At 73.7% G+C, this 25,891-nt stretch carries 29 protein-coding genes and 1 pseudogene; 16 read left to right on the forward strand and 14 right to left on the reverse strand.

The features are described from left to right. Positions 1–2 precede the first annotated feature (2 nt). Positions 3–1,823, forward strand: a complete 1,821-nt coding sequence (locus tag GA0070604_RS26795; protein WP_091124515.1) for a tetratricopeptide repeat protein — start codon at positions 3–5, stop codon at positions 1,821–1,823. Between the two features lie 85 nt (positions 1,824–1,908). Here GA0070604_RS26795 and GA0070604_RS26800 read toward each other — a convergent pair whose 3' ends face one another. Continuing rightward, a complete protein-coding gene (locus GA0070604_RS26800) occupies positions 1,909–3,489 on the reverse strand; it encodes an MDR family MFS transporter (RefSeq protein WP_091124518.1) in 1,581 nt (526 codons plus the stop codon). A 114-nt stretch (positions 3,490–3,603) separates the two neighbouring features. Here GA0070604_RS26800 and GA0070604_RS26805 point away from each other — a divergent pair, with 114 nt between their 5' ends. Continuing rightward, positions 3,604–4,173: a TetR/AcrR family transcriptional regulator gene (locus GA0070604_RS26805; protein WP_091124521.1), complete on the forward strand. Its 570-nt coding sequence runs from the start codon at positions 3,604–3,606 to the stop codon at positions 4,171–4,173. 114 nt (positions 4,174–4,287) lie between these two features. Here the strand turns inward: GA0070604_RS26805 and GA0070604_RS26810 are convergent, their stop codons facing one another. Continuing rightward, positions 4,288–4,800: a GNAT family N-acetyltransferase gene (locus tag GA0070604_RS26810; protein ID WP_091124525.1), complete on the reverse strand. Its 513-nt coding sequence runs from the start codon at positions 4,798–4,800 to the stop codon at positions 4,288–4,290. Then, positions 4,797–5,012, reverse strand: coding sequence for a biotin/lipoyl-binding carrier protein (locus GA0070604_RS26815; RefSeq protein ID WP_089005411.1), 216 nt, complete (start codon positions 5,010–5,012; stop codon positions 4,797–4,799). The genes GA0070604_RS26810 and GA0070604_RS26815 overlap by 4 nt, the downstream gene beginning before the upstream one ends. Before the next feature lie 230 nt (positions 5,013–5,242). Between GA0070604_RS26815 and GA0070604_RS34420 the strand changes: the two genes are divergently transcribed. Further along, the gene (locus GA0070604_RS34420; protein WP_369752275.1) at positions 5,243–5,317 is read left to right on the forward strand and encodes a 50S ribosomal protein bL37; all 75 of its coding nucleotides are present in this window, start codon (positions 5,243–5,245) and stop codon (positions 5,315–5,317) included. A 98-nt stretch (positions 5,318–5,415) separates the two neighbouring features. On the opposite strand, the gene rsrA is transcribed toward GA0070604_RS34420, so the two are convergent. From rsrA to GA0070604_RS26840, 5 genes are all read right to left on the reverse strand, one after another. Further along, positions 5,416–5,703 carry a mycothiol system anti-sigma-R factor gene (gene rsrA, locus GA0070604_RS26820; RefSeq protein ID WP_091127440.1) on the reverse strand — a complete coding sequence of 96 codons (288 nt, stop codon included), beginning with the start codon at positions 5,701–5,703 and terminating at the stop codon, positions 5,416–5,418. 2 nt (positions 5,704–5,705) lie between these two features. Next, positions 5,706–6,509 (reverse strand): sigma-70 family RNA polymerase sigma factor, encoded by an 804-nt coding sequence (locus GA0070604_RS26825; RefSeq protein WP_091124527.1) that lies wholly within the window; start codon positions 6,507–6,509, stop codon positions 5,706–5,708. Positions 6,510–6,784: 275 nt separating this feature from the next. After that, the gene (locus tag GA0070604_RS26830) at positions 6,785–7,402 is read right to left on the reverse strand and encodes an alpha/beta hydrolase family protein (protein WP_091124530.1); all 618 of its coding nucleotides are present in this window, start codon (positions 7,400–7,402) and stop codon (positions 6,785–6,787) included. 138 nt (positions 7,403–7,540) lie between these two features. Next, positions 7,541–7,933, reverse strand: coding sequence for a WhiB family transcriptional regulator (locus tag GA0070604_RS26835; RefSeq protein ID WP_091124534.1), 393 nt, complete (start codon positions 7,931–7,933; stop codon positions 7,541–7,543). Between the two features lie 210 nt (positions 7,934–8,143). Then, positions 8,144–8,854, reverse strand: coding sequence for an SOS response-associated peptidase (locus GA0070604_RS26840; protein WP_091124537.1), 711 nt, complete (start codon positions 8,852–8,854; stop codon positions 8,144–8,146). 101 nt (positions 8,855–8,955) lie between these two features. Between GA0070604_RS26840 and aroA the strand changes: the two genes are divergently transcribed. The 4 genes and pseudogenes from aroA to GA0070604_RS26860 all read left to right on the forward strand — a co-directional run bounded on the left by aroA (position 8,956) and on the right by GA0070604_RS26860 (position 13,315). Continuing rightward, positions 8,956–10,257 (forward strand): 3-phosphoshikimate 1-carboxyvinyltransferase, encoded by a 1,302-nt coding sequence (aroA, locus tag GA0070604_RS26845; protein WP_091124542.1) that lies wholly within the window; start codon positions 8,956–8,958, stop codon positions 10,255–10,257. Then, on the forward strand, positions 10,227–11,369 hold the full coding sequence (rsgA, locus tag GA0070604_RS26850; protein WP_167363578.1) for a ribosome small subunit-dependent GTPase A: 1,143 nt from the start codon (positions 10,227–10,229) through the stop codon (positions 11,367–11,369). Before aroA ends, rsgA begins: the two co-directional genes overlap by 31 nt. 125 nt (positions 11,370–11,494) lie before the next feature. Beyond that, complete coding sequence (hisN, locus tag GA0070604_RS26855) at positions 11,495–12,313, forward strand: histidinol-phosphatase (protein ID WP_091124545.1); 819 nt, start codon at positions 11,495–11,497, stop codon at positions 12,311–12,313. 61 nt (positions 12,314–12,374) lie between these two features. Continuing rightward, a pseudogene (locus tag GA0070604_RS26860) lies at positions 12,375–13,315 on the forward strand (hypothetical protein). On the opposite strand, the gene GA0070604_RS26865 reads toward GA0070604_RS26860, so the two are convergent. Then, complete coding sequence (locus GA0070604_RS26865; protein ID WP_091124552.1) at positions 13,270–14,466, reverse strand: glycosyltransferase; 1,197 nt, start codon at positions 14,464–14,466, stop codon at positions 13,270–13,272. The pseudogene GA0070604_RS26860 and the gene GA0070604_RS26865 overlap by 46 nt on opposite strands. Before the next feature lie 141 nt (positions 14,467–14,607). Between GA0070604_RS26865 and GA0070604_RS26870 the strand changes: the two genes are divergently transcribed. The 3 genes from GA0070604_RS26870 to GA0070604_RS26880 all read left to right on the forward strand — a co-directional run bounded on the left by GA0070604_RS26870 (position 14,608) and on the right by GA0070604_RS26880 (position 17,116). Then, on the forward strand, positions 14,608–15,603 hold the full coding sequence (locus tag GA0070604_RS26870) for an SDR family oxidoreductase (protein ID WP_091124555.1): 996 nt from the start codon (positions 14,608–14,610) through the stop codon (positions 15,601–15,603). Positions 15,604–15,662: 59 nt separating this feature from the next. Continuing rightward, complete coding sequence (locus GA0070604_RS26875; protein ID WP_091124558.1) at positions 15,663–16,430, forward strand: ATP-binding protein; 768 nt, start codon at positions 15,663–15,665, stop codon at positions 16,428–16,430. Between the two features lie 110 nt (positions 16,431–16,540). Next, on the forward strand, positions 16,541–17,116 hold the full coding sequence (locus tag GA0070604_RS26880; RefSeq protein ID WP_091124562.1) for a DUF5709 domain-containing protein: 576 nt from the start codon (positions 16,541–16,543) through the stop codon (positions 17,114–17,116). Between the two features lie 12 nt (positions 17,117–17,128). On the opposite strand, the gene GA0070604_RS26885 is transcribed toward GA0070604_RS26880, so the two are convergent. Both GA0070604_RS26885 and macS read right to left on the reverse strand, forming a co-directional pair. Next, on the reverse strand, positions 17,129–17,782 hold the full coding sequence (locus tag GA0070604_RS26885) for a response regulator (RefSeq protein WP_091124566.1): 654 nt from the start codon (positions 17,780–17,782) through the stop codon (positions 17,129–17,131). Further along, positions 17,779–18,903, reverse strand: a complete 1,125-nt coding sequence (gene macS, locus GA0070604_RS26890) for a MacS family sensor histidine kinase (RefSeq protein WP_091127442.1) — start codon at positions 18,901–18,903, stop codon at positions 17,779–17,781. Before macS ends, GA0070604_RS26885 begins: the two co-directional genes overlap by 4 nt. Positions 18,904–19,018: 115 nt before the next feature. Here macS and GA0070604_RS26895 point away from each other — a divergent pair, with 115 nt between their 5' ends. Beyond that, complete coding sequence (locus GA0070604_RS26895; protein WP_091124570.1) at positions 19,019–19,486, forward strand: ATP-binding protein; 468 nt, start codon at positions 19,019–19,021, stop codon at positions 19,484–19,486. Between the two features lie 66 nt (positions 19,487–19,552). Here the strand turns inward: GA0070604_RS26895 and GA0070604_RS26900 are convergent, their stop codons facing one another. Next, positions 19,553–20,491, reverse strand: coding sequence for a ribose-phosphate diphosphokinase (locus GA0070604_RS26900; RefSeq protein WP_091124574.1), 939 nt, complete (start codon positions 20,489–20,491; stop codon positions 19,553–19,555). 65 nt (positions 20,492–20,556) lie between these two features. Between GA0070604_RS26900 and glpK the strand changes: the two genes are divergently transcribed. From glpK to GA0070604_RS26915, 3 genes are all read left to right on the forward strand, one after another. Continuing rightward, the gene (glpK, locus tag GA0070604_RS26905; protein WP_091124578.1) at positions 20,557–22,041 is read left to right on the forward strand and encodes a glycerol kinase GlpK; all 1,485 of its coding nucleotides are present in this window, start codon (positions 20,557–20,559) and stop codon (positions 22,039–22,041) included. Positions 22,042–22,046: 5 nt separating this feature from the next. Further along, on the forward strand, positions 22,047–22,469 hold the full coding sequence (locus GA0070604_RS26910; RefSeq protein WP_091124582.1) for a DUF3592 domain-containing protein: 423 nt from the start codon (positions 22,047–22,049) through the stop codon (positions 22,467–22,469). A gap of 96 nt (positions 22,470–22,565) precedes the next feature. Then, a complete protein-coding gene (locus GA0070604_RS26915; RefSeq protein ID WP_091124585.1) occupies positions 22,566–23,015 on the forward strand; it encodes a YbaB/EbfC family nucleoid-associated protein in 450 nt (149 codons plus the stop codon). A 117-nt stretch (positions 23,016–23,132) separates the two neighbouring features. Here GA0070604_RS26915 and GA0070604_RS26920 read toward each other — a convergent pair whose 3' ends face one another. Then, positions 23,133–23,546: a hypothetical protein gene (locus GA0070604_RS26920; protein ID WP_091124588.1), complete on the reverse strand. Its 414-nt coding sequence runs from the start codon at positions 23,544–23,546 to the stop codon at positions 23,133–23,135. A 149-nt stretch (positions 23,547–23,695) separates the two neighbouring features. Between GA0070604_RS26920 and GA0070604_RS26925 the strand changes: the two genes are divergently transcribed. After that, on the forward strand, positions 23,696–23,989 hold the full coding sequence (locus GA0070604_RS26925; RefSeq protein WP_091124591.1) for a hypothetical protein: 294 nt from the start codon (positions 23,696–23,698) through the stop codon (positions 23,987–23,989). Positions 23,990–24,001: 12 nt separating this feature from the next. Further along, on the forward strand, positions 24,002–24,898 hold the full coding sequence (locus GA0070604_RS26930; protein ID WP_091124595.1) for a WXG100 family type VII secretion target: 897 nt from the start codon (positions 24,002–24,004) through the stop codon (positions 24,896–24,898). Between the two features lie 87 nt (positions 24,899–24,985). Here the strand turns inward: GA0070604_RS26930 and GA0070604_RS26935 are convergent, their stop codons facing one another. Then, entirely contained in the window at positions 24,986–25,819 is an 834-nt protein-coding gene (locus GA0070604_RS26935; protein ID WP_091124599.1) for a phosphoribosylaminoimidazolesuccinocarboxamide synthase, read from the reverse strand. Between the last annotated feature and the right edge of the window lie 72 nt (positions 25,820–25,891).

Raw genomic sequence — 25,891 nt, forward strand, 5'->3', positions numbered from 1 at the left:
ACGTGCCCGAGGACGATCCCGCGCTCTCCGCCATGGAGGAGCTGGCGCTGGCCCGGCTGGCCCTGGCGGAGGGGGATCTGCCGCACGCCGCCGGGCATGTCGCCGCCGCCCTCGTCCAGGCCCCGACGCTGCCCGAGGTGCACGAGACGCTCGCCCGGGTGGCCGCGGTCAGCGGCGGCGACCTGGAACTCTTCCCGCTCGGCCAGCGCGCCTTCGTCGGTGCGGTAGTGGCCCGTGCCCACCTGCTCGCCGCCGCCGGGCGGCCCGCCGAGGGGCTCGACCTGCTGGCCGCGGCCACCGGTCACGCGCCCGACGTCGACTGGGCCGGGGTGCCCTGGGTGACCGCCCCCGAGCTGCCCGAACGACTCGAACCCGAGCGGACTGCCCGGATCCTCATGCAGCTCTGCGCGGCGGTCCCCGACCCGGTGCCGCGCCGGCTGCGCGAACCGCTGCGGCCGTACCTCACCCTGGCCCGCAACGCGGTCACCGTGCACCCCGGCCACCCGCTGCTGCTCGGCGCGGCGTCCGCGCTGGCCCGGCGCCTCGGCGAGGCCGCCCTCGCCGTCTCCTGGGCCGCCCGAGGGGTACGCGCACAGCCCAGCAAGCTCGGCGAGGTGTGGCTCGGGTACGCGTACCGCAGCGCCGGCCGGGTCCGGGAGGCCCTCGCCGCGCTCGGCCGGGCCGTCGCGCACGACCCCGACGACCTCGCGGTCTACGCCGACATCGCCGGCACCCTCGCCGACAACGGCCGGCTCGACGAGGCGCTGGACTGGATCGACCGGGCGCTGGCCAAGGACCCCACGTTCGACTGCGCGGTGCACACCGCGTACCGGCTGCGCTTCCAGCGCGACGGGGACGTGGCCCACCTGGTGGCCCTGACCGATTTCGTGCGGGACCACCCCGACGACAGCCACGAGCACGGCGACCTGGCCGAGTGCTGCCGCGCCCGCCCCTGGCTCGGACAGCTGACCCCGGCCGCCGGGCCGGTGCCGGACGCGCTGCGCCAGGCCGTCACCGCCCAGGGCGCCGGCCGGATCGAGGTACGCCTCGACGCGCTCGAACCGCCGAGCGCGATGCGTACCGCGGCGGCCGTGCCGGGGCTGGACGTCGAGGTGGCCGCGATCGCCGACCCAGACCCGCGCGAACCTCGGCGGGCCACCACCCGCCCCCTCTGGCGGTACGACGGCACCGCCGCGACGCCCACCCTGCCGGCGCCCTCGGCCGAGGCCGCGGAGCGGATCCGGCAGCTCGCCCACCCGGCCTGGCCCCACCCGCCGGCCGCGTACGACGCCGCGGTCGGGCTGGCCACGCTGGACCTTGCCGACCTGCTCGGCCTGCTCGCGCATCCCCCCGAGGCCCCGGCCACCGCGCTGGGCCGGGCGCTCGCCGTCCAGGACCCGTCGCTCTGGGTACGCTGCGTGCAGGTCTGGGCCTGCCTGGGCCTGTTGCACCACCGCACCGACGAGCCCTGGGCGGAGTCCACCCGCCGCCGGGTGCTGCTGGAGCTGGTCTGGGACGTGGAGGACTGGATCACCGAGGCGGCGCTGTTCGCCCTGGTCACCGCCGCCTGGGTCGACCCCGCCGTACGCGCCGACGTGGCCGCGGTGATGGCGGAGCGGCTCGCCGACGCGGCGGCCGTGGCCCGGGAGCGTCGAATGCCGATCGTGGTGTCGCTGGCGCACCTGGCGCTGGCCACCCCGGACGTCGACCCGCCCACCCGCGACCTGGCCCGCACGCTGATCGCCAGTGCGCCGGCCGATACCCCGGCCACCCCCTGGCGCCGGTTCCGGCGCCGCCTGGCCGCCCTCTTCCGCCGCCCCTGACACCGGGAAGCGAACAAGGGGGCGGCGAAGACGGCGCGGCCACGCCGTAGCCCTGGTGGGCTCGGCGTGGCCGCGGCGCTTGCGGTCAGGCGGTGGGCGCGTTGCCGAGGGCGACCTCGGCCTGCTCCTCGCCGGTGGCGTCGGCGGGCGGAACATCGTTCGCCGAGCGCAGCGGGACCTCCTTGATGAACCAGGCGAGCACCGGCACCGCGACGGTGAAGAAGACCGCCCAGACGAAGACGTGTGAGATGGCGTCGGAGAGCCCGCCGAGCACAACCTCGCGCATCGGCCCGGTCAGCTGCTTGAGCTTCTCCAGGTCGGGCTGGCCCCCGTCGCCACCGAAGGCGGCGCCGCCGGGCGAGCTAGCGAGCCGGTTGGCGAAGATCGCACCGAAGAGCGAGACGCCGAACGAGCCGCCGATCGAACGGAAGAAGGTGGCCGCGCCGCTGGCCGCGCCGAGGTCCTTCTGCGCCACGCTGTTCTGCGCGATCAGCATCGAGGTCTGCATGAGGAAGCCCATGCCGACGCCGAGCACGATCATGTAGAGCGAGGACTCGGTCTTGCTGGTGCCGAGGTCCAGCAGGGTCAGCAGGCCCATGCCGCCGGCCATCACCACGCCGCCGATGATCGGGAAGGCCCGGTAGCGGCCGGTCTTGGTGATGGTGCGGCCGACCACCAGCGAGACCACCAGCATGCCGAACATCAGCGGCAGCAGCAGCAGGCCGCTGTTGGTGGCCGAGGCGCCCTGCACGGTCTGCTGGAAGAGCGGCAGGAAGCTCATCGAGCCGAACATCGCGAAGCCGAGCAGGAATCCGATCACCGAGATGAGAGCGAAGTTCCGGTTGGCGAAGAGCCCCAGCGGCAGGATCGGCTCCGCCGCCCGCCGCTCGACGAAGCCGAAGATCACCAGGGTCACCGCGGCGAGGGCGGCCAGGCCGAGGATCTGCGGGGAGATCCAGTCGTACTCGTTGCCACCCCAGGTGGTGACCAGCACGATCGCGGTGATGCCGACGGAGAGCAGCGCGGCCCCCAGCCAGTCGATCTTGTGCTCGGTGCGGTACTTCGGCAGGTGCATGGTGGTGGCCAGCACCAGCAGGGCGACGCCACCGAGCGGCAGGTTGACATAGAACGCCCAGCGCCAGGAGAGGTGGTCGGTGATGAAGCCGCCCACCAGCGGTCCGGCCACCATGGCGATGGCCATGATGCCGGCGATCATGCCCTGGTAACGGCCCCGCTCCCGGGGCGGCACCAGGTCACCGATGATCGCCATCACGCCGACCATCAGGCCGCCGGCGCCGAGGCCCTGGACGGCCCGGAACGCGATCAGCTCGATCATGCCGTCCTGGGCCCCGCCGAGGAGGCTGGAGCCGGACATGCCGCAGAGCGCGGAGCCGACCAGGAAGACGACCACCGAGGTCAGGAAGACGGCCTTGCGGCCGTAGAGGTCGCCGAGCTTGCCCCAGATCGGGGTCGAGACCGTGGTGCCCAGCACGTACGCGGTGACCACCCAGGTGAAGTGGCCGGCCCCGCCGAACTCGAAGACGATCCGCGGCAGCGCGGTGCTGACGATCATGTTGTCGAGCATCGCGAGCATCATTGCGATCATCAGGCCGAACAGGACGACCCGGACACCGGGTCGGGCTGCCGCCTGGGCTGGCTGCGTCATGGGTGAACTCCCCCGAAGTGTGATCGACTTACTTGCCGCCCGGCTAGTTACCTTACTAGCCGCACGGTAAGCTGACGGGAAGAATCGGTCAAGCAAGTTGGGTGGTGCACACACGTGAGGGAGAGCACAGGCGGCACGCGGGAGCGTATTCAGGCCGTCGCGCTGGAGCTCTTCACCGAGCAGGGGTACGAGCGGACCTCGCTCCGGGAGATCGCGGAGCGGCTCGGGGTGACCAAGGCCGCCCTCTACTACCACTTCAAGAGCAAGGACGAGATCGTCAACAGCTTCGTCGAGGACCGGCTACGCCGGATGGACGAGCTGATCGAGTGGGCGCGTACCCAGCCCGCCACGTTGGCCACCCGCCGGACGCTGATCGGGCGGTACGCGGACACGATGTTCGGCGGCGACCTGCCCGCCGTGATGCGCTTCTTCGAGCAGAACCAGACCGTGCTGAAGAGCCTCACCGCCGGGAAGCAGATGCGGGAACGGATGATGCGCCTCGCCAACGAGCTGTGCCGGGGCGACGACACGCCGGCCGCCCAGCTACGGGCCGCGCTGACCCTCTTCGCCGTGCACAGCAGCTGGTTCGCGGTCCGGGCCCCGCACATCACCGAGGAAGAGCGCAAGAAGATCGCCCTCGAGGTGGCCGACGAGCTGCTGGCGAAAATCGGCTCCGACGACTGAGCCGCCCGCTTCCCGGCTGACGCCTCGACGCGGGCGGCCCCCGGTCAGCGGGCGGCCCCCGGTCAGCGGGCGGCCCCGGTCAGCGGGCGGCCCCGGTCAGCGGGCGGCCCCCGGTCAGGCCCGGCCGGTAAGGTCCAGGCGCAGACCCAGCAGCTCCACGCCGGGCAGCGGCGACCAGTCCTTTTCCGGCACCCGGACGAAGCCGAGCCGCGCGTAGAGGCGGTGTGCCGTGGCGGCCATGCCGGCACGTACGCAGATCACCACGGCCGAGCAGCCCAGCTCCGCCGCCCGGGCCACACAGGCCCGGACCAGGGCGGCCCCGGCGCCGCGGCCCTGCGCGGCCGGGTCGACCGCGAGCATCCGGAACTCGGCCTCCCCGGGCCCGGACAGCTCGGCGTACGGGGTGCCGGGCAACACGAACGTGACCGCACCCTGCACCTCGCCGGTGGCCTCGTCAACGGCGACCAGCACCTCGCCGGTCTCCGCCCGGGTGGCCACGTCGGCGAGCACCACGCCGTAGCCGTGCTCGCCCTTGAGCTGGCCGTCCGCCTCGTACGCGGCGACCGTCAGGCGGGCCACCGCCGGATGGTCGGCCGGCTCCGCCCGACGGACCAGGAGGCCGGTCAACCGATCACCGCGATCAGGTCGCCGTCCTGCACCACGTCACCCTCGTTGACCGCGATCTGCTGCACGACGCCGTCGGACTCGGCAACGACCGGGATCTCCATCTTCATCGACTCCAAAATCACCAGCGTGTCCCCTTCGGAGACGCTGTCCCCAGCCGACGCGACGACCTTCCAGACGTTCGCCACCATCTCGGCGCGGATCTCCTCGGCCATCCTGACAGCCCTCCCTCTCCACCGGTGTTCCTGCGAACGGTATCCAATCATGACCGCGATCACCCTGGGGTGGAGAGCGACCCGGCCGCCCGATTCCGCCCCCGCCGGACCCCCGGGGCCACCGCCGGCACTAGCATCAGCGCCGTCGGTCCCCAGCTTGAGCAGGACCGGTACGCGACCTCCGCCGCGCTCGCCCGCGGCCGGACGTGACCAGCACAAGGAGGCAGAGCATGGCGAAGAAGGCCCGCAAGAAGAAGGCGCGCAAGAAGAGCAGCGCGAACCACGGCAAGCGCCCCAACTCCTGATCGTCGGGACGCGACGGTGGCCCGGGTCCGATCGGACCCGGGCCACCGGTGTCTTCAGCTCGTCGCGATCGCGCTCGTCAGCTCGTCGCGGATCGGGTTCAGTCGGCGAGTTCGCGGGACTCGGTGGTCTCGAAGACCACCAGCTCGGTCAGGCGGACCCGCAGTCGCTCCCGCAACTCCTCGGGCGCGGTCTCGTTGCCGCAGCAACGGGCGACCAACGCCCGCACCTCCTGCTCGATCCCGTACTCGCGCAGGCAGGGCCCGCACTCGTCCAGGTGGTGCCGGATCAGCACGCGCCGCTCCTCGGCGCACTCCAGATCGAGATAGAGGTAGACCTCGGCGAGCACCTCGCGGCAGTCCGTCTCGTGCGGCTCTCCACAGCTCACGGTCACACCTCCCGGCTGGCGGCGGCGGTCGAACCCTTCGACGGCGTGGCGGTGAACCCCCGCTCGGCCGCGTACTGCTCGAGCAGCTTGCGCAGATTACGCCGGCCGCGGTGCAGCCGCGACATCACGGTGCCGATCGGCGTACCCATGATCTCGGCGACCTCCTTGTAGGAGAAGCCCTCGACGTCGGTCAGGTAGACCGCCAGACGGAACTCCTCCGGCAACTGCTGGAGGGCCTCCTTGACGTCGCTGTCCGGCAGCCGGTCGAGCGCCTCGGTCTCCGCCGAGCGCAGCCCGCTGGAGGTGTGCGACTCGGCCTCGGCGAGCTGCCAGTCGGTGATCTCGTCGGTCGGCGCCTGGATCGGCTGGCGTTGCCGCTTCCGATAGGAGTTGATGTAGGTGTTGGTCAGGATCCGGTAGAGCCAGGCCTTGAGGTTGGTGCCCTGCTCGAACTGGTGGAAGGCGGCGTACGCCTTCAGGTAGGTCTCCTGGACCAGGTCCTCGGCATCCGCCGGGTTCCGCGTCATCCGCAGCCCGGCAGCGTAGAGCTGATCGACGAAGGGCATCGCGTCCCGCTCGAAACGGGCCCTGCGCTCGTCCGTCTTCTCGGTGGTCAACCGCACATCCCCTCGCGTCGGATGCTTTCCCGCCGAGGATACGCGTACGGGCCTGCCCGCAGATCCGGTTCCGGCCGGTGTGCTGGTGCTCACCGCTGCCGACGCGGACCACTCCGGCGCGTCGAGCAGCCGTCTCAGTGCCCGTGCGTCCCGTTCGTCCCGCTCCCGGCTCCGTGTCTCGATCGGCACCGGTCACCCCCCTCGGCTGGAAAAGTCGTCCGGGGGTGGTAACGCCCGCCGCCGATGGCACATTCCGCGGCCACCCCGCCGTTCCTGGTCCCGGCCCCGGCCGCGACCGGTGCTGGGACCAGGAAGGGCCTGGGAGGATGGCCCCGGATGCCCGAGACCGGGCCGCCGACACCATCCGATGCAACGACCCGCCGCCACCCCGGGTCACGCCCAGCCGCGCCGGGCACCCCCGAGATCACGCTGCCCCGGCGCGCGAGGGGGCTGACGTGGGCGGGTCAGGCGGGCGTCCACGCTCGGGCGCGCAGCCAGTCGCGGACCACCTCGGCCGTGCGGGCCGGGTTGCCGCGCAGGTCGTGCCGTTCGCCCGGGCGGATCGCCACCTCGACGTCCGGCCCGGGCTCGGGCACGCCGAAGGGGTCCCGGTCCCCGTTGACCACGAGGGTGGGCAGACCGGTACGCAGTTCGTCGGCGCGGGAGCGCTCCGGGCGGCCCGGCGGGTGCAGCGGGAAGGCGAGCGCGACGATGCCGGCCGCGCCGACGGCACCGGCCGTACGGCAGGCGACCCGGGCACCGCTGGAGCGGCCGCCGACCACCCAACGGGCGACGTCGGGGTGGCGCTGCCGGAGCGCGGCCAGCACCGCCGTCCACGCCTCGTCGAGGTGCCCTGCGGGGGCGGGCGCCCGCCGGCCGGCGACCCGGTACGGCTGGGTCACCCGGATCACGCCCACCCCGGCGTCGACCACCGCGTCCCGGACCGCGATCAGGTCCGGAGCATCCACGTCGCCGCCCGCCCCGTGGCCGAGGACCAGCACGGTGCCCACCGGGACGGCCGGCAGGTCGGTGGTTGTCCGGGCCGCCCCGCGGGGCGTCTCGATGTCGTCGCTGTGCCGCACCGGCCCATTCTGCGCCCGGCACCGCGACCGTGCCGCAACCGGCGCATTGCACGTCGGCGGCGCTTCCTGTGCCACGGCGTACCGGGGCGGAAATGCCGCCGCCCGCGCCCCTGGGGACGCGGGCGGCGGTGCGCGGAATCAGCGCGACGGCACCAGGGCGAGCAGACGGTCGCGGACCGGCGGGCCCGCCTCGTCGGCCGCGTCCGGATCCGGCTGCACCTCGCCGCGCCAGGCGACGAGCATCGCCCGCCGCTCACGCGGCGTGGTGCCACCCCAGACGCCGTGACAGTCGCCCACCTCAAGCGCCCAGGCCAGGCAGGGTCCCTGGACGTCACAGCTGCGGCAGAGCGCCACCGCCGCGTCGGCCGGCTCGTTGGGTGCCGGGAAGAACGTCTCCGGATCCACGCTCTGGCAGGTCCCTCTGGTCCGCCACGCCTCGTCCTGTCGTCGTTCCCGCAAGGCCCGCAGCAGGCGCGGGTCTCGTCGTGCGGCGGCTACTTCGTGCGGACGGGGCATACGCGCCCGTGTCAATACACCCACCTCCCCCGTGGGACCGGCAGATGATCTCAAATGATCGATGGGTGTCATCCGCCCCGTGCGAACAGACGCCCAACACCGGCGCTGTGTTCTATCGCACTTGCACACACGGGGACAAGCCTCTGCGGTAAAGATGGCTAAAGAGCCGGGCGACGTTTCAGGCGCAACCCCGGCAAATCAGCACCGACAATGTGCCGACAATGATCAAAACAGCGTCATTTCCGAGGCTGTTTCACCTCTGGTCCGAGGCACCCGGGCGGTCAGCCCCGGTCCGTCGTTGCGGACGTCGCCGACCGCCGGGGAAACCGGCCGGATCTCCAGCCCGGCGAGCCACTCCGGAGCGGGCGGGGCAAGAAGCGCGGCGGGCTCGTCGGCCGGGCCGAGCCAGGCCGCCCACCGCTCCCGGGGCAGCAGCAACGGCATCCGGTCGTGCACCTCGGCCAGTTCGCCGACCGCCGCGGTGGTCAGCACGCTGAAGGTGAGCAGGGCTGCGCCCGCCGGCTCCCAGACCGACCAGATGCCGGCGAAGGCCAGCACCGAGCCGTCCACCGGAGTCATGTAGTACGGCTGTCGCCGGCCGTCCGGCTCGCGGACCCACTCGTACCAGCCGTCGGCGGGGACCAGGCAGCGCCGGCGGGCGAAGGAGGGGGCGTACGCCCGACTGGTGGCAACGGTCTCCGCCCGGGCGTTGATCATGCGGGCGGCCCCGGCCGCGCTACGCGACCAGTGCGGCACCAGCCCCCAGCGGCCGACGGAGAGCAGCCGGTGCCCCTCCGGGGCCAGCCGGACCAGTGGCACCGGGTCGGTCGGGGCGACGTTGAAGTCCGGGCCGACCGCCCCGCCGGTCTCGTCGGACGACTCGAACAGCGCGCTCAGGTCGCCCGCGCTCCGGGTCGTCGCGTACCTCCCGCACATGCGCACACGCTAACCCGCCGCGGACGTTCCGGCTGTCCCGCCAACCGGGAGCAGGCGCGACGGGTGGCTCCGCCGGCCTGGCGAGTTGGCAGAATGTGAGCGTGGGGAATCTGACCGCAACGCGACCGCCGCAGCCGTGGACCGCGCCGACCGCCACCGACCCGGTCGCCGCCACGCTGCGCCTGCCCGGGTCCAAGTCGATGACCGCCCGGGCCCTGGTGCTCGCCGCGCTGGCCGGCGGCCCGTCGACGCTCGACCGGCCGCTGCGTGCTCGGGACACCGAGCTGATGGCCGGCGGGCTGCGCGGGATGGGCGCGCACATGTCGATCTCCGACGACGACCGGTGGCTGGTCCGGCCGCACCGGCTGGTCGGCCCCGCCCACGTCGACGTCGGCCTGGCCGGCACGGTGATGCGCTTCCTGCCGCCGGTCGCCGGCCTCGCCGAGGGCCGGGTCACCTTCGACGGCGACCCGCAGGCCCGGGTCCGCCCGATCGGCCCGCTGGTCGGGGCGTTGCGCTCCCTCGGCGTACGGATCGACAGCCCGGCGACCGGCAGCCTGCCGTTGGCGGTCCTCGGCACCGGCCGGGTCAGCGGCGGCGAGGTGGTCGTCGACGCCTCCGCCTCCAGCCAGCTCGTCTCCGGGCTGCTGCTGGCCGCGCCCCGCTTCGACCGGGGCCTGGTGGTCCGGCACGAGGGGCCGCCGGTGCCCTCCGCCCCGCACCTGCGGATGACCGTGCAGATGCTCCGGGCCGCGGGGGCCGCGGTCGACGACGCCACGCCCGACGTGTGGGCGGTCGAGCCCGGCCCGCTGACCGGGCGGGCCTGGGCGATCGAGCCCGACCTCTCCGGCGCGGTGCCGTTCTTCGCCGCCGCGCTGGTCACCGGCGGCGAGGTGACCCTCCAGGGCTGGCCACGCAGCAGCATGCAGCCGGTCGAGCAGCTCCGCGCGCTGCTGACCCGGATGGGTGGCGAGGTGACGCTGACCACCGCCGGGCTGACCGTCCGGGGCACCGGCAGCGTGCACGGGCTGACCGCCGACCTCTCCGACGTCAGCGAGCTGACCCCGGTGCTGACCGCGCTGGCGATGCTCGCCGACTCGCCGTCCCGGCTGACCGGCGTCGGGCACATCCGCGGGCACGAGACCGACCGGATCGCCGCGCTGGCCACGGAGTTCGCCGCGCTCGGCGCGGACATCACCGAGTTCGCCGACGGGCTGGAGATCCGCCCACGCCCGCTGCGCGGCGGGACCTTCCGGACGTACGCCGACCACCGGATGGCACACGCCGCGGCGGTGGCCGGGCTGGCCGTTCCCGGCGTCGAGGTGGACGATGTGGCGTGCACCTCGAAGACCATGCCGGAGTTCCCGGCACTATGGTCGGGGATGGTGACCGGCAAGAGCTGACGCGACGGGGGGACGTCCTGGCGACCAGGCGACGGGAGTACGACGAGGACGATGTCCGGGTCCGACCCGGGAAGTCGTCGCGCCCGCGTACGCGCACCCGACCCCGGCACGAGAACGCGGTCGACGGGTTCGTGATCGCCGTCGACCGGGGCCGCTACACGTGTGTGCTCCCCGACGCCGGGCCCGACGCCCCGACCGTCACCGCGATGCGCGCCCGTGAGCTGGGTCGCAAGTCGGTGGTGGTGGGCGACCGGGTCGGGCTGGTCGGCGACACCTCGGGCGCGCCGGGCGCGCTGGCCCGGATCGTCCGGATCGCCGAGCGCACCTCCGTGTTGCGGCGTACCGCCGAGGACGACGCGACCACCGCCGAGGGGCGGCTGGAACGGGTCGTCGTCGCCAACGCCGACCAGTTGGTGATCGTCAGCGCGCTGGCCGACCCGCCGCCGCGCACCGGGTTCATCGACCGCTGCCTGGTCGCCGCGTACGACGCCGACATCGAGCCGCTGCTCTGCCTGACCAAGGCCGACCTGGCCGGCCCGGAGGCGGTCCTCGACTACTACACCGAGTTGGAGCTGCCGTACGTGCTGATCCGCCCGGACTCCGCGCTGGACGCGCTGCGCGCGCTGCTCGCCGGGCGGGTCTCGGTGCTGGTCGGGCACTCCGGGGTGGGCAAGTCGACGCTGGTCAACCGCCTCGTCCCGGAGGCCGACCGGGCGGTCGGCACGGTCAGCGCGATCGGCCGGGGGCGGCACACCTCGACCAGCGCGGTGGCGCTGCTGCTGCCCCCGCTGCCGGATCCCGGCGCCTCTGACGCCGGCGATCCGGGCTGGATCATCGACACCCCCGGGGTACGCAGCTTCGGGCTGGCCCACGTCTCGGCGGAGAGCCTGCTGCACGGCTTCCCCGATCTCGTGGAAGCCACGGTCGACTGCCCGGCGAACTGCCAGCACACCGCCGACGAGGCGGACTGCGCGCTGGACGCCTGGGTGGCCGCCGGCAAGGCCGACCCGCGCCGGCTGGCGTCGTACCGCCGGCTGCTGGCCTCCCGGTCCGGCGAGGGCGACCCACGGGAGCCCGAGCGGAACCCCGGCGACCCGCTCGCCGGTTCCTGACCGCCGGGACCCGGGACCCGCTCACCGGCCGACGCGGCCCCGACGGCCGGCGCGCCGGTTCCTGGCCGGCGGGACCCCGGCGGCCCCACCGTCGCGGCGGTCCGGGCGTCGCTACCGTGTCCAGCATGACCGGGTACGCCGACGACCTCGCCCTCGCCCACCTGCTCGCCGATGCCGCCGACGCCGTCTCGACGGCCCGGTTCCGCGCCCTCGACCTGCGGGTCGAGGCCAAGCCCGACCTGACCCCGGTCTCCGACGCGGACACCGCCGTGGAGCGGGCGATCCGTGCGCTGCTGGCCGAGCACCGGCCGGGCGACGGTCTGCTCGGTGAGGAGTACGGGGAGCAGCCCGCGACCGGCCCGGGCGGGCGACGCTGGGTGATCGACCCGATCGACGGCACGAAGAACTTCGTCCGGGGCGTACCGGTCTGGGGCACCCTGATCGCCCTGCTGGAGGCCGACCGTCCGGTGCTCGGCCTGGTCTCCGCCCCGGCGCTCGGCCGACGGTGGTGGGCCGCCCAGGGCGCGGGCGCGTACGCCGGCCCCGACCTGGCCTCCGGCGCGCCGATCCGGGTGTCCGGCGTCACGGAGCTGGCCGACGCGAGCTTCTGCTACTCCTCGCTGACCGGCTGGGAGGAGGCGGGCCGGCTGGACGCCGTACTCCAGATCATGCGCGACACCTGGCGCAGCCGGGCGTACGGCGACTTCTACGGCTACATGCTGCTGGCCGAGGGGGCGCTGGACGTGATGGTGGAGCCGGAGCTGTCGCTCTGGGACATCGCCGCCCTGGTCCCGATCGTCACCGAGGCGGGCGGCGCCTTCACCGACCTGGCCGGTCGACCGGCCCCGGCCGGGACCAGCTCCGACGAGATCAGCGCGATCGCCACCAACGGGCCGCTGCACGAGGACATTCTGGCCCGGCTCGGCCGACCAGCCGAGCGCTGACCCGCGGGCCGTCCTCTATCCTCGCCAGGTGGTGTCCTCCGGTTGGTGCTTCCTGGCGGCAATGATCGTCGCGTACGGCTTCGCCAACCTGCTCCAGTCGGTGGCCGCGGCACGGACCACCCTGCACCACACCTTCGATCCCGGGCTGCTGCTCCGGCTGGCCAGCCACCGGACCTACCTGGTCGGCCTGCTGTGCCAGGTCACCGGCTTCGTCTTCGCCTTCCTGGCCCGCCGCGACCTGCCGCTGTTCCTGGTCCAGGCCAGCGTGGCGGCCGGGCTCGGGGTGACCGCCGTGCTCGGCGTGCTGGTGCTCAAGTGGCGGCTTCCGGTCGCCGAGGTCCTGCTGCTCGTACTGCTCTTCGGCGGGATCACCGCGCTGGTGCTCGCCGCCCAGCCCGCACCGTCCCGGCAGCTCGGCGCGGCGGGGCTGGCCGGTCTCGCGGTGGCGCTCGTCGTGATCGCCGTGGTCGGCTTCTTCACCGCCCGGCTGCGCGGCGCGCCCGGCTCGGTGGCGCTCGGCTCGCTGGCCGGCATGGCGTTCTCCGCCGCGGCGGTGGCCGCCCGTCCGCTCGCCTCGGCCGACTCGGCGGAGGCGTTCGTCCGTGACCCGCTGCTCTACCTGCTGATCGCCCACTCGGTGGTCGGGCAACTGCTGCTCGGCCTGGCCATGCAGCGCGGCTCCACCACGGCGGCGGTGGCCGCGATGGACGCCGCCGGGGCGGTCCCCGCGGCGATCATCGGCCTGCTGCTGCTCAACGACCGGATCTGGCCCGGGCGGGAGTGGCTGGCCGGCGTCGGTTTCCTGGCCACGCTGGTCGCGGTGGTCGGCCTGACCCGGTACGCCGAGCCGCAGCACCACCACGCGGTCGCCCGGGGGCGGGAACGGCCGATGGTCGTCGCCGGCACGGCCGCCCGGCCCCGCCGCTGACCTCCGCCCCCCGACCCGACCCGCCCGATCAGGCCGCCTCGACCGGCTTGCGCAGGCTGACCACCCGCTCGTAGAGCCGTTCCAGGGCGCCGGCCGTCCGTTCCCAGGTGTAGCTGCACCGCACCCGGTCCACCGCCGCGTGCCCGTACGCGAACCGCCCGGCGTTGTCGGTCAGCAGCCGGCGCAGGGTCATCCCGAGGGCACGGATGTCCCCGGGCGGCACGAGCTTCCCGGTCACCTCGTCGACCACCGCGTCGGCGAGCCCGCCCATCGCGTAGCCGACCACCGGCACCCCGCAGGCCATGGCCTCCAGCGACACCCGCCCGGCCGAAGAGTAGTGCGGCGTGCAGACAACCACGTCGGCGGAGCGGTACCAGGTCGCCATCTGGTCGTGCGGGACCGCCCCGACCAGCGTCACCTGGTCGGCCACCCCGGTCCGTTCGGCCAGCTCACGCAGCCGGCGCGCCTCGGCGTGGTCGGCGAGCCGCGCGGCCGGCGGACCACCGGCGATGATCAGCTCGGCGTCGCCGACCAGCCGCATCGCCCGGATCACGTCCTCCTGGCCGTGCCGGGGCGAGAGCCCGCCGACGGAGAGGATGCGGGCCCGCTGATCCCGGGGCGCCGCCTCGCCGTCCGGATGGAACTGCACGGTGTCGACCCCGGTCGGCACCATCGCCACCGCGGTGCGCTGGAGCCCCATCCGGGTCAGCTCGTCGACCTCGTCGTTGCACTGGGCGACCGCGATGTCCACCGCCCGGGTCAGCGCCCGTTCCAACGGGATCCGCTCCCCCGGCCCGTCGTACCGCTGGCCGAGGTGGCGGAGCTGCTCGACGCCGATCGAGTGGAAGGTCTGCACGACCGGGATGTCCGTCTCGCGTACGGCGTTGGCGGCGGCCAGGCCGCCGACCCAGTAGTGCCCGTGCACCACCTCCGGCGTCCAGTCCCCGGACCACCGCTGCGCGAGCCAACGGCCGAACTCGGCCACGTAGGGGACCAGCTCGGCGGTGGCCAGCGGGACGGGCGGACCGACCGGCGCCCGCTCCAACCGGTAGCCGTTCAGCTCGACCGACTCGGGCTGGCCCGGGTCGTCGCGGCGCTCGTGGACCCGGATGTCGTGACCTCGTGCGGCGAGTTCGGCCGCCACCCGCGCGACGTGCTGGTAGGTGCCGACGGTGGAACCTTCGACGGACGGGCCGGCGTGCGCGCACACGAGGCCGACGCGCATGGTGCACCTCCACGCGTTTCTTCCAGCGGTGGGTCCTCCGGTCAGAGGGTCCCATTAACCCGGCCCCGGTGCGCCCAAACCTGACAGATCAGGAGCGACCCCGGCCGCATGACCGGCCCGGGGTGGGGGTACCGCCGAGGAATGCCTCTCACCCGCAGCCTCGACGACGCCACGGTCGTGATCACCGGCGCCTCCAGCGGCATCGGGACGGCCACCGCGTACGCGCTCGCCCGACGGGGCGCCGACGTGGTGCTGGCGGCCCACACCGAGGCGGTGCTGCGCCAGGTCGCCGCGCGCTGCCGGAGGCTGGGCGGTCGGGCACTGGTCGTACCCACCGACGTGACCGACCCGGAGGCGGTGGAGCGGCTCGCGGCTCGGGCGGTGGCGGAGTTCGGCCGGATCGATGCCTGGATCAACAACGCCACGGTGAGCGCGGTGGGGCTTTTCGACGAGATCCCGGCGACCGAGTTCCGCCGGGTGGTGGAGGTGAACCTGCTCGGCACGGTGTACGGGACGAAGGCGGCGCTGCGCTGGCTCGACGCCGCTGGCGGCGGGGTGCTGGTCAACAACGCCTCCGTGCTGGCCGAGGTGGCCATGCCCTACCAGTCGGCGTACAACGCGGCCCGGCACGGCATCCGAGGGCTGAACGACACGGTCCGGCAGGAGTTGCGCGTCACCGGCCGGAACCACATCTCCCTCTGCACCGTGTTGCCGGCGGCCGTCGACACCCCGTTCTTCCGGCGCGCCGCCAACCGCACCGGCCGGGAGCTGGCCCCGCCCCCGCCGGTCCACCCGCCGGAGGTGGTGGCCGAGACGATCGTCCGGCTGCTGCGCCGGCCCCGTCGGGAGGCGTACGCGGGCGGCCGGGCCCGGCTGCTCGGACTTCAGTGGCGGCTGGCCCCGGCGCTGGTCGAGCGGGTGGCCGGCTGGTTCACCGCCCGCACCCGGTTCGGCCCCGGCGTACGGCTGGACACCGCCGGCAACCTGTTGCCGCCCGACGCGACGGCGGGGCCGGCCGGCGGCTGGCCCGGCCGGCACCGGCAACTGGTCCGGCTGACAGCGTTCGGGTTGGCCGCGGCGGGCACCGCGGTGGGCACCGCGGCCGCGCTCAGCCGACGATCGCGGGCCGGCCGCTGATGCGACGCGCCGACCGGCCGGATACGCCGCCCGGACCGGGCGGGCACGAAGGGTCGATCATGTACACGTACAAGGACCGGCGTCGCCCGGTGGTGACGGACGGGTCGCCCCGGGTCGTCAGGCTGACCGGCGTGCTCGATCGGGCCGGCGTCGACAGGGTCCGCGACGCGCTCCTCGCCCGGCTGTGGCAGCGGCCCGGTCCGGTGATCGTCGACCTCTCCGCGCTTCGGGCCGCCGGCCCCGAGGTCCGGGCCGTCGTGGACGACGTGCACCGGGCGGTGGCGGACTGGCCCGCCGCCGGACTGCTGGTGATCGACCCATCCGGCGCGGTCGGCCCGGACGGCCCGGTCCACCCGTCCGATTCCGCCGGCCCTGGCGCCCCGGTCCACCCGTCCCTGGACCGGGCGCTGGCCGCGCTGGCCAACGCGCCGGCGGCTGTGCTGGCCGCCGATCTGCCGCCCGTGGTGACCGCGGCCCAACAGGCACGGGCACTCGTCACCGACGGCTGCGGCCGGTGGGGCGTGCCGGCGCTGGTCGATCCGGCCCGCATCGCGGTCACCGAGCTGGTGAACAACGCGGTCGCGCACGCCGGGACGTCGATGACCGTCCGGGTGGCCCCGCGGGGAAGTAGCCTGCACCTGGCCGTCCGCGACCGGTGCGCCCGACCGCCCGCGTACGCCGGGCTGGACCCGTTCACCTCGGTCGGCGGGCGCGGGCTGCTGCTCGTCGACACCGTCGCCCGGCGTTGGGGCAGCACGCCGCTGCCCGACGGCAAGGTCGTCTGGTGCGTGCTGCACGCCGAGGACGAGACCGCCCGCCTCGGTTGACCGCGGTCGGGGCGTCAACCTCGTCAGATCTGGCCGGTTTCCGACCGTTCATCCCGATCCACCCCGCCGGACCCGGTTAGCCCGGTCAGCTCGGTGGGTAGTGACCGGTCATGCGCGACGACGAGTACCCCACCCCCCTGTCCGACCCGGAGGCGGAGGGACTGCCCGACACCGCCGACGACGACTCCACGGCCGACGACGACGTCCTGACCGGACGCGAGGCGGACGGCCCGGAGCCGGCCCAACTTCCCGCCGACCGCGACCCGGTGGCGGTGGACCGCTTCGGCACCACGGCCGAGGAGCAGCTCGACGGCGAGTCGCTGGACTACAAGCTCCAGCGGGAGGCGTACGAGCGGCCCGTCAACGATCCGCTCGCCGGCGCGGTCGACCCGGGCATCGCCGCCGAGGCGGACAGCGATGAGGCGGCCGCGCAGGCCCAGTTCGACGCGGACGTGATCGACCCGGGGCCGACCTCCGACCCGCACTCGGCGGTCTCCCTCTACGACCACGGCCAGCTCGGCGCCGTCGCAGACCGCCAGGTGGGCCGGCTGGTCGAGCCGGACGAGGGCACGCACACGGACCAGGAGGCCGACAACATCGCGTACGACGCGGGCGCCTCCGGCGGCGGCGCGACCGCCGAGGAGCTGGCCGTCCACGAGACCCGCCCACCCGAGGCGACCCCCTGACGGCCCGGTCCGTCAGTCGTCCAGCCCCCGCTCGATGGCGTACCGGGTCAGCTCGACCCGATTGTGGAGCTGGAGCTTGCCGAGCGTGTTCTGCACGTGGTTCTGCACCGTCCGGTGGGAGAGCCCGAGCCGTTCGGCGATCTGCTTGTACGACAGCCCCTTCGCCACCAGCCGCAGCACCTCGGTCTCCCGCTCGGTGAGCCGGGGCGCCGCGTCGTGGACGGTGGCCGGAGCGGCCGCCAGCCGCCGGTACTCCCCCAGCACCAGCCCGGCCAGGCCGGGCGTGAAGACCGGCTCGCCGGCTGCGGTACGGCGCACCGCGTCCAGGAACTCGGCCGGGGCGGCCGACTTGACCAGGTAACCCGTGGCGCCGGCCTTCACCGCGTCCAGCACGCTCTGCGGCTCGCCGCTGGCCGACAGCATCAGCACCCGCACCTCTGGCAGCACGGCGCGCAGCCCACGGATCACCTCGACGCCGGAGACGTCCGGCAGTTGCAGGTCGAGCACGACCACGTCCGGGCGGGCCGCCGCGGCCACCCGGACCGCCTGCCGCCCCTCCCCGCTGGTCGCCACCACCAGGTGGCCGGCCTCGGTGAGGTCGCGGGCCACCCCCTCCCGCCACATCGGGTGGTCGTCGACCACCATCACCCGCACGCCGCTGCTCATCGGCCGGTCCTCGGCACGGTCAGCTCGATCTCGGTGCCCGTGCCGGGGACGGAGACGATCCGTACCGCGCCGCCCAGGTCGGCGACCCGGCCGCGGATCGACTGCGCCACCCCGAGCCGCCCCTGTGCCGCGGCCTCGGCCAGCCGCCCCTCCGGTATTCCCGGGCCCTCGTCGCGTACCGAGACGGTCACCGTCTCCCCCTCGTCCTCGATCAACACCCAGGCCCGCCCGCCGGCGTGCCGGGCCACGTTGTCCAGCGCCGCCCCGACCGCGGCGGCCAGTTCGTCGGCCACCCGGGCGGGCAGCGGCACCGGGGTGGCCGGCGCGGCCAGCTCGACCGTCGTCGAGGCGTACCGGTCGAGCAGGTCACGCAGGTCGTGGGCGTCCCCCTCGTCGGCCGGCGCGCTCCCGGCGCGGCCGATCAGGGCGCGCAGCGCGGCTTCCTGCTCGCCGGCCAGCCGGGCCAGCTCGCCCGCCTCGCCGTCCAGGTGCGCGCCGCGCCGTTGCACCAGCGCCAGCACCTGCAGCACCGAGTCGTGGATGTCCCGGGCCAGCCGCTCCCGTTCCCGGGTGGCCGCCTCCAGCTCGACCGCCCGTTGCAGCCGCTGCTCGGCGGTGACGGCCAGCCGGGCGACGTGCCCGACCACCACCCCGGCGAGCAGCATCAGGATCAACCCGGTGAGCGAGGACTGGCTGATCCGCTCCCGGGTGGCGAGGTCGGCCCCGCCGAGGATCAGGGCGGCGACCGCGCCCCGCCGCCGCCCGCCGGAGACCGCCCAGGCCAGCACCGGGCCGGCCAGCCAGGCGACGGTCAGGGTGGGCACGCCGGCGGCGAGCGCCGCGCGCCCCACCACCCACGGGGTGACCACCATGATCGCCAGGACCACGCCGAGGTCGGCCAGGAGCAGTGGCCAGCGCCGCCCGGCCGGACGTGCGTAGCCGGCCGCGGTCGCTCCGGTCCAGGCCAGCATCAGCAGGAGTACGCCGCCGGCGGCCAGCGGGTGCGCGTACCGGTGGGCGTCGCGGAGCACCAGCAGCCCGACGTACGCCAACGAGGCGAACCGGAACACCGCGATCGAGCGCCAGAGCGGGACCTCCAGGCCACCCGGGGATGACGGCATGCGCGACACCATGTCACAACCGGCGAGGGGCGGAGTGACGGGTGCGCCCCGGGAAACCCTGACGTACGGTGGAAATGCCGCGAAAATCGCCAAGATCCACCGTCGGGACGGGGCTATGACGAACGCAGATTCCCCCGCACCACGTACGGTTGTGCCCATCGAACCTTCCCTCCTCATCGCCGAGGCCTTCGACCAGGCCCAGGTGACCGAGCTGCGTCACTCGGTCACCTCCTGCGCGCGCGTCGCGGGGCTGCGTGGCCAGCGGCTGGACGACTTCGTGCTGGCGGTCAACGAGCTGATCACCAACGCCGTCCGGCACGGCGGCGGCCGGGGCTGGCTACGGCTGTGGCACCGGGCCGGGGAGCTGGTCTGCGAGGTCGCCGACCACGGTCGAGGGATCAGCGCCCACCAGCTCAGCGACCGCAACCGACCCGCCCCGGACACCGCCGGCGGCTGGGGTCTCTGGCTCGCCCGCGAGCTGAGCGACACCATGGTGGTGGACACCGGCGACGGGGGCACGACCGTACAGATCACCGCGGCACTCGGTCTCCCCGAGCAGATCCGCCGCCAGCCCGCCGAGTAAGAAGGGGCCCCCTGTTAACGCCAGACGTTGTATAGGGGCCCCCTCCTAACGTGCGTCCCGGCGGAGTCAGGTGAAGAGGGCGCTCACCGACTCGCCGTTGTGAATCCGCCGCATCGCCTCGGCCAGGGCCGGTGCCACCGAGAGCACCGCCAGCTTCGGCACCCGCTTCTCCGCCGGGATCGGCACCGTGTTGGTGCAGACGATCTCCAGCACCCCCTCCTGCTCGCTCAGCCGCTCCAACGCCCCACTGGAGAACAGGCCGTGGGTGCAGGCCAGCCGGATCGATCGCACCTTCCGCTCGCGCAGGTGGGCCATCAGCTCGATCACGGTGCTGCCCTTGGCGATCTCGTCGTCGAGCACGATGACGTCCCGGTCCGCCACCTCGCCGATCACCGTACTGATCTTGACGCGGTCGTCGCTGAACCGCTGCTTGGCCCCGGCCGCCACCGGCGTGCCGAGCATCCGGGCGAACGCGGCCGCCTCCTTGGCGTTGCCCAGGTCCGGCGAGACCACCACCGCGTTGCTCAGGTCGTACCCCCGGAAGTGGGCGGCCAGCTCACGCAGCGCGTGCAGGTGGTCCACCGGGACGCTGAAGAAGCCGTGCACCTGCGGCGAGTGCAGGGTCAGCGCCAGCACCCGGTCCGCGCCGGCCGAGGTGAGCAGGTCGGCTACCAGCCGACCACCGATGGAGATGCGCGGCGCGTCCTTCTTGTCCGACCGGGCGTACGCGTAGTGCGGCAGCACCACGGTGATCCGCCCGGCCGACGCGCCGCGCGCCGCGTCGATCATGAGCAGCAGCTCGACCAGGTGCTCCTGTACCGGCGGCACCAGCGGCTGGATGAGAAAGACGTCGCGTTCCCGGCAGTTCGCCTGCAACTGCACCTCCAGGCAGTCGTTGGCGAACCGGGACACCCGTACCGGGTGCAGCGGAACGTCGAGGTGGGCGCAGATCTCGGCGGCGAGGTCCGGGTGGGCGGTCCCGCTGAACACGGCAATGTCACGCACGTCTGCCGATCGTACGGTCCGGCGCGGGGCGGGCGACGAACGATCCCGGCGGGTACGGTGCTGCCGTGACCGGAGAGTTCGTCGCCGCCATCGACCAGGGCACCACCTCGTCGCGGTGCATCGTCTTCGACCGGGCCGGGGATGTCGTCTCCGTCGCCCAGCGTGAGCACCGGCAGCACTTCCCGCAGCCCGGCTGGGTCGAGCACGACGCCGAGGAGATCTGGGCGAACGTCCAGCAGGTGGTGCGGGAGGCCCTGACCGCCGCCGGCATCGGGCCGGACGGGCTCGCCGCCGTCGGCATCACCAACCAGCGGGAGACCACATTGGTCTGGGACCGGGCCACCGGCCGCCCGGTCGCCAACGCCATCGTCTGGCAGGACACCCGCACCGGCCCGCTGCTGCGCGAGCTGGCCGAGGCGTACGACGAGGAGCGGCTGCGCGCCCGCACCGGCCTGACCCTGGCCACGTACTTCGCCGGGCCGAAGCTGCGCTGGCTGCTCGACCACGTCGACGGGCTGCGCGAGCGGGCCGAGCGGGGCGAGGTCCTGTTCGGCACGATCGACAGCTGGCTGATCTGGAAGCTGACCGGCCGGCACGTGACCGACGTGACCAACGCCAGCCGGACCATGCTGATGGACCTGGCGACCCTGGACTGGGACCCGGAGCTACTCGACGCGATGCGGGTGCCGGCCGCGATGTTGCCGGAGATCCGCTGCTCGGCGGAGGTCTACGGCACCGCTGGCGGGGTGCTCGCCGGGGTGCCGGTGGCGAGCGCGCTCGGCGACCAGCAGGCCGCCCTCTTCGGACAGACCTGCTTCCAGCCCGGCGAGGCCAAGTGCACCTACGGCACCGGCAGTTTCCTGCTGCTCAACACCGGGACCGGTCCGGTCACCTCCCGGCACGGACTGCTCACCACCGTCGGCTACCGGATCGAGGGCCAGCCGGCGGTGTACGCACTGGAAGGCGCGATCGCGGTCACCGGCTCGCTGGTCCAGTGGTTGCGGGACAACCTCGGCCTGATCTCCACCGCCCCGCAGATCGAGGAGCTGGCGCGCACGGTGGCCGACAACGGCGGCTGCTATGTGGTGCCGGCCTTCTCCGGGCTGTTCGCGCCGCACTGGCGCAGCGACGCCCGAGGGGTGATCGCCGGGCTGACCGGCTACATCACCAAGGGGCACCTGGCCCGGGCGGTTCTGGAGGCGTCCGGCTGGCAGACCCGCGAGGTGGTCGACGCGATGAACGCGGACTCCGACGTGGCGCTCCGCCGGCTCCGGGTGGACGGCGGGATGACCGGCAACGCCCTGCTGATGCAGTTCCTCGCCGACGTGCTCGACGTGCCGGTGGTCCGCCCCCGGATCACCGAGACCACCTGTCTCGGCGCCGCGTACGCGGCCGGGCTGGCGGTCGGCTTCTGGCCGGACCTGGCCACCCTGCGGGAGCAGTGGCGCGCCGACGCACAGTGGACTCCGCAGATGGACCCGGCGTCGCGCGACCGGGAGCTGCGCAACTGGCGCAAGGCCGTGCAGCGCACCCTGGACTGGGTGGAGTGAGCGGGATGGCGGCCGGGGTGCTTGTCGTCCTCGGCCCGCTCGGGGTGTCCGGGGTGGTCACCGCCGTGGTCCGGCTACGCCGGGACCTGCGCCTGCTCGACCGGGGCACCCGGGTTCCGGGCGAGGTGGTGGATCTGCGCCGCGCCACCCTCGGCCACGGCCCGGTGACGTACGCCCCGGTGGTGCGTTTCCGGACCACCGACGGCCGGGAGCTGACCGCGACGCCCGGGCGCTGGCGACAGACCCCGCTCGACGGCGCACCCGGTCCGGTCACGGTAATCTACGACCCGGCCCGGCCGTCCCGGATCCTGATGGAGCCGGCCACCGGCGGGGGCACCACCTCGGTCGTGGTCCCCTTCGTCACGTTCCTCGTTGCCAGCGTGATCGTGCTGGTCACTGGCATCGTCGTCAGCCAGCGACTCGCCTGAGCGGACCGCCGGGCCCGTCGCGTCCCGTGCGGGTCGCGGATCACGGCTGCCCTCGGCAGGACGCCGACGGCACGAGAACATGAAGGTGACACACAGATGACCGCTACCACCGGGGAGCCGGCGGGGAACGACCCGATGGCATCGATCGCCGCGCGGATGCGCGAGCAGATGGCGCGGGGCGAGGAACTGCGGGGCCGGCTGGCCGGGCTGACCGGCCGGGCAGTCAGCGAGGACGGGCAGATCGAGGTGGCCTGCACCGCCGACGATCCGGCCCACGAGCTGCGGATCGACCCCCGGGCCATGCGCCGGCCCGCCGTCGAGCTGGCCGAGCAGTTGCAGGAGCTGCTGCGGTCGGCCCGGACGGACCTGCAGCAGCAGACCGCCGAGGCGGTACGCGAAGCGGGCGAGCAGGTCGGACCGCAGGCACTGATCGGTAATCCGGCCGCGGCGCAGGCCAAGCTGGCACAGCTCAGCGAGCTGGTCAGCGGCCCGATGAAGCAGAGCGGCGAGATGCTGGAGCGGCTGCGCCGTCAGTTGTCGCTCTGACGCCGGTCAACGGCCGGCCGTACCGCCAGCCGGCGCGACGCCGGCAAGCGTACGGCCGCACCGGCCGGCGCCTTCGGTGCCACCGGCCGGTGCCCCGCCTCGACGGGGTGACGCCGGTCAGCGGCCGGTCGTACCGCCGCCGGCCCGCCGCGACCGCAGGACCAGCCGTACCCAGACCACCCCGAAGGCTCCCAGCCCGACCAGGAGCGCCCCGCCGATCAGGACCGGCGCGACCAGCCAGACGGACAGTTGGCTGGTGGCCCGCTCGCCGTTGCCCCAGCCCTGAATCTCCGTGCCGGCCCGTAGCTGCGTACCGTCGACCGGCCCGGACACGACGCGCCCGTCGCCCAGCCGCCAACTGCCCCGGCAGGCCTGCGTGGCCTTCGGTCCGCTCAGGTCGCAGGACTCGACCCGGACGGTCACTCGTTCCGCCGCGATCGCCTGCCGGGCGAACACCACGGGCAGCACCAGGGCGGCCGCGATCAGCAGAAACGGGACGAGCATCCGCTGCCAGCCGGGCCGAGTCGCCATCCGCGCGGTATATCCATCAGGGACGGATGCCGGGAGGTGGGATGCCATGCTCGGGAGGCTACCAGCGCCGGATCAGCCCACAATGGGCGATCTTGCTAGGCTCGGGCGCCGGCCGCACCGACAGGCAGCGCCGCACCGGGGGAGAAATCATGATCGACGTTGACGTGCGGGCGATCCGCTCGATGGCCGAGGCGGTCGTACGGCAGACCGCGCCGGGCCTGGAGGCGGCTTCCGCCCGGTTGCAGGAGACCCGGGCCATCGAGCACAGCAACTTCACCTCGGTGGTTCCGCAGCTCGCGGTCGCCTACGTCGGCGCGGTGGAGTTCATGGAGGAGGAGCTGCGCACGAAGCTCACCCACCTCACCGAGATCCAGTCCCGGCTCAACCGCACCGCCGACAACTGGGAAGCGGCGGATCAGTCGAGCACCATCATGATCGCCTGAGGTGAGAACGGCATGGCCCAGATAAGCAGCTCGGCGGCGGCCGCCAAGATCGCCCTGGTGGAGATCTCGATCGCCGCCGCGGTCATTCCGGCGGCCTGGCCGGTCGCCCAGATCGTCTACTTCAACCAGTGCGACCCAGAGGCGATGATGGATGTCGCCGGTAAGTGGATCGAGCTCGCCAACCAGCTCGGTTCCGCCCGGGAGGGCCTGGACGACGCGGTTGGCGCCGTGTTGCCGACCCAGTGGAGCGGCGAGGACCGGGACGCCTTCGACCGCCACATCCGGGCGTACGACATCCAGGTGGTCGGCAGCCAGGTGGTCGCCGTCACGGTCGCCGTGACCCTGATCGCCGTCGGCGTGGCGCTGCTCTGCCTGGTCATCGCGTACACCGTGGTCTGCACGGTCCTCTTCGCCTTCGCCGTCTTCATCGCGGCGGCGGCGGCCACCGTGGTCGGCGCGCCCGCGGCGGCCTCCGCCGAGGCGACCGCCAACTCGTTCGCCGCCTCCGCGCTGGCCCTGTTGAAGAGCCTTGAGGCGACCGCCGAGGTGATCGCCACCGGCGGCGCCGCGACCGTCGGAGCCGCACTGGCCGTCGACGTCGGGATGCAGTTGGGCACCGGGAACACCGACGTGTTGAAGAACCTCGTCCAGGCCACCATCGACGGGCTGGACAACGTGGCCGTCGGGTTCCTCTCCAAGTGGGAGCGGGACTTCGTCGGCTACGGGATCCACAACAGTGGCAAGCACGTCGCGGGCTCGCCCAACGGGCCGGGATCCCTGATGTTCGGCCTCCTGACGCAGATCGCGCCGGCCGGTGACGACGGCGAGGGAAACACCGTCTTCGGCCCGGGCGGCATCGTGGACAACATCTGGTCGCTGGGCTTCGACGGCGACGCCTGGAACCACTGACCCGGCCGCGCCGGCCCTTCCAGGACGGGTCGGACGGCGCACGCCTCGCTTCCCGGGCGCTCCGCAGCCGCCCAGGGAAGCGGGGCGTCAGGCCCAGCGGTTGCCGGTCAGCTTCTCGTAGACGTCGACGTAGCGCGCCCGGGTCGCCTCGACCACCTCGGCCGGCACCTCGGGGGCCGGCGGTTGCCGGTCCCAGCCGCTGCCGGTGGCCCAGTCGCGGACGTACTGCTTGTCGTAGGAGAACTGGGCCCGGCCCGGCTGGTACGACTCGGCGGGCCAGAACCGGGACGAGTCGGAGGTGAGCAGCTCGTCGGCGAGGACCAGGCTGCCGTCCGGCGCCCAGCCCAGCTCGATCTTGGTGTCGGCGACCAGAATGCCCCGATCGGCAGCGATCTCCGCGCCGCGTCGGTAGACGTCGAGGGTGATCTGCCGCAGCCGCTCGGCGGTCTCCGCGCCGAGCTTGTCGACCACCTGCGCGTAGGTGATCGGCTCGTCGTGCTCGCCCTTGGGCGCCTTCGTCGACGGAGTGAAGATCGGCTCGGGCAGGATCGACGCCTCCACCAGGCCCCGGGGCAGCTCGACACCGGAGACCGCGCCGGTGCGCTGGTACTCCGTGAACCCGCCGCCGGTGAGGTAGCCCCGGGCCACGCACTCGACCGGGACCATCTCCAGCCGCCGGCAGCGGATCGCCCGGCCGGCGAACTCCGCCGGCACGTCGGTGGCCGAGATCACGTGGTTTGGCACCAGGTCGGCGAGCTGCTCGAACCACCACAGCGACAGGGCGGTGAGCAACCGGCCCTTGTCCGGGATCGGGGTCGGCAGCGCCACGTCGTAGATGGAGATCCGGTCGGAGGCGACCAGGAGCAGGTCGTCGCCGTCGGCGTACACGTCCCGGACCTTGCCCGAGTGCAGAAGTTCCACGGCGCCTAGTACACCACGCGACCGGACCCTCGCCCGGTGCGGCCACCGGCCGTCCCGCCGGCACGATCGACG

The organism is Micromonospora eburnea (genome assembly GCF_900090225.1).
Taxonomy (GTDB): domain Bacteria; phylum Actinomycetota; class Actinomycetes; order Mycobacteriales; family Micromonosporaceae; genus Micromonospora; species Micromonospora eburnea.

What these genes read in the sequence shown, in the direction of transcription:
- GA0070604_RS26800 (WP_091124518.1), bottom strand. Translation starts at nt 3,489, where the DNA reads ATGACGCAGCCAGCCCAGGCGGCAGCCCGACCCGGTGTCCGGGTCGTC.
- GA0070604_RS26815 (WP_089005411.1), bottom strand. Translation starts at nt 5,012, where the DNA reads ATGGCCGAGGAGATCCGCGCCGAGATGGTGGCGAACGTCTGGAAGGTC.
- GA0070604_RS26840 (WP_091124537.1), bottom strand. Translation starts at nt 8,854, where the DNA reads ATGTGCGGGAGGTACGCGACGACCCGGAGCGCGGGCGACCTGAGCGCG.
- rsgA (WP_167363578.1), top strand. Translation starts at nt 10,227, where the DNA reads ATGGTCGGGGATGGTGACCGGCAAGAGCTGACGCGACGGGGGGACGTC.
- hisN (WP_091124545.1), top strand. Translation starts at nt 11,495, where the DNA reads ATGACCGGGTACGCCGACGACCTCGCCCTCGCCCACCTGCTCGCCGAT.
- GA0070604_RS26865 (WP_091124552.1), bottom strand. Translation starts at nt 14,466, where the DNA reads ATGCGCGTCGGCCTCGTGTGCGCGCACGCCGGCCCGTCCGTCGAAGGT.
- GA0070604_RS26870 (WP_091124555.1), top strand. Translation starts at nt 14,608, where the DNA reads ATGCCTCTCACCCGCAGCCTCGACGACGCCACGGTCGTGATCACCGGC.
- GA0070604_RS26875 (WP_091124558.1), top strand. Translation starts at nt 15,663, where the DNA reads ATGTACACGTACAAGGACCGGCGTCGCCCGGTGGTGACGGACGGGTCG.
- GA0070604_RS26880 (WP_091124562.1), top strand. Translation starts at nt 16,541, where the DNA reads ATGCGCGACGACGAGTACCCCACCCCCCTGTCCGACCCGGAGGCGGAG.
- GA0070604_RS26885 (WP_091124566.1), bottom strand. Translation starts at nt 17,782, where the DNA reads ATGAGCAGCGGCGTGCGGGTGATGGTGGTCGACGACCACCCGATGTGG.
- macS (WP_091127442.1), bottom strand. Translation starts at nt 18,903, where the DNA reads ATGCCGTCATCCCCGGGTGGCCTGGAGGTCCCGCTCTGGCGCTCGATC.
- GA0070604_RS26895 (WP_091124570.1), top strand. Translation starts at nt 19,019, where the DNA reads ATGACGAACGCAGATTCCCCCGCACCACGTACGGTTGTGCCCATCGAA.
- GA0070604_RS26910 (WP_091124582.1), top strand. Translation starts at nt 22,047, where the DNA reads ATGGCGGCCGGGGTGCTTGTCGTCCTCGGCCCGCTCGGGGTGTCCGGG.
- GA0070604_RS26915 (WP_091124585.1), top strand. Translation starts at nt 22,566, where the DNA reads ATGACCGCTACCACCGGGGAGCCGGCGGGGAACGACCCGATGGCATCG.
- GA0070604_RS26920 (WP_091124588.1), bottom strand. Translation starts at nt 23,546, where the DNA reads ATGGCGACTCGGCCCGGCTGGCAGCGGATGCTCGTCCCGTTTCTGCTG.
- GA0070604_RS26925 (WP_091124591.1), top strand. Translation starts at nt 23,696, where the DNA reads ATGATCGACGTTGACGTGCGGGCGATCCGCTCGATGGCCGAGGCGGTC.
- GA0070604_RS26930 (WP_091124595.1), top strand. Translation starts at nt 24,002, where the DNA reads ATGGCCCAGATAAGCAGCTCGGCGGCGGCCGCCAAGATCGCCCTGGTG.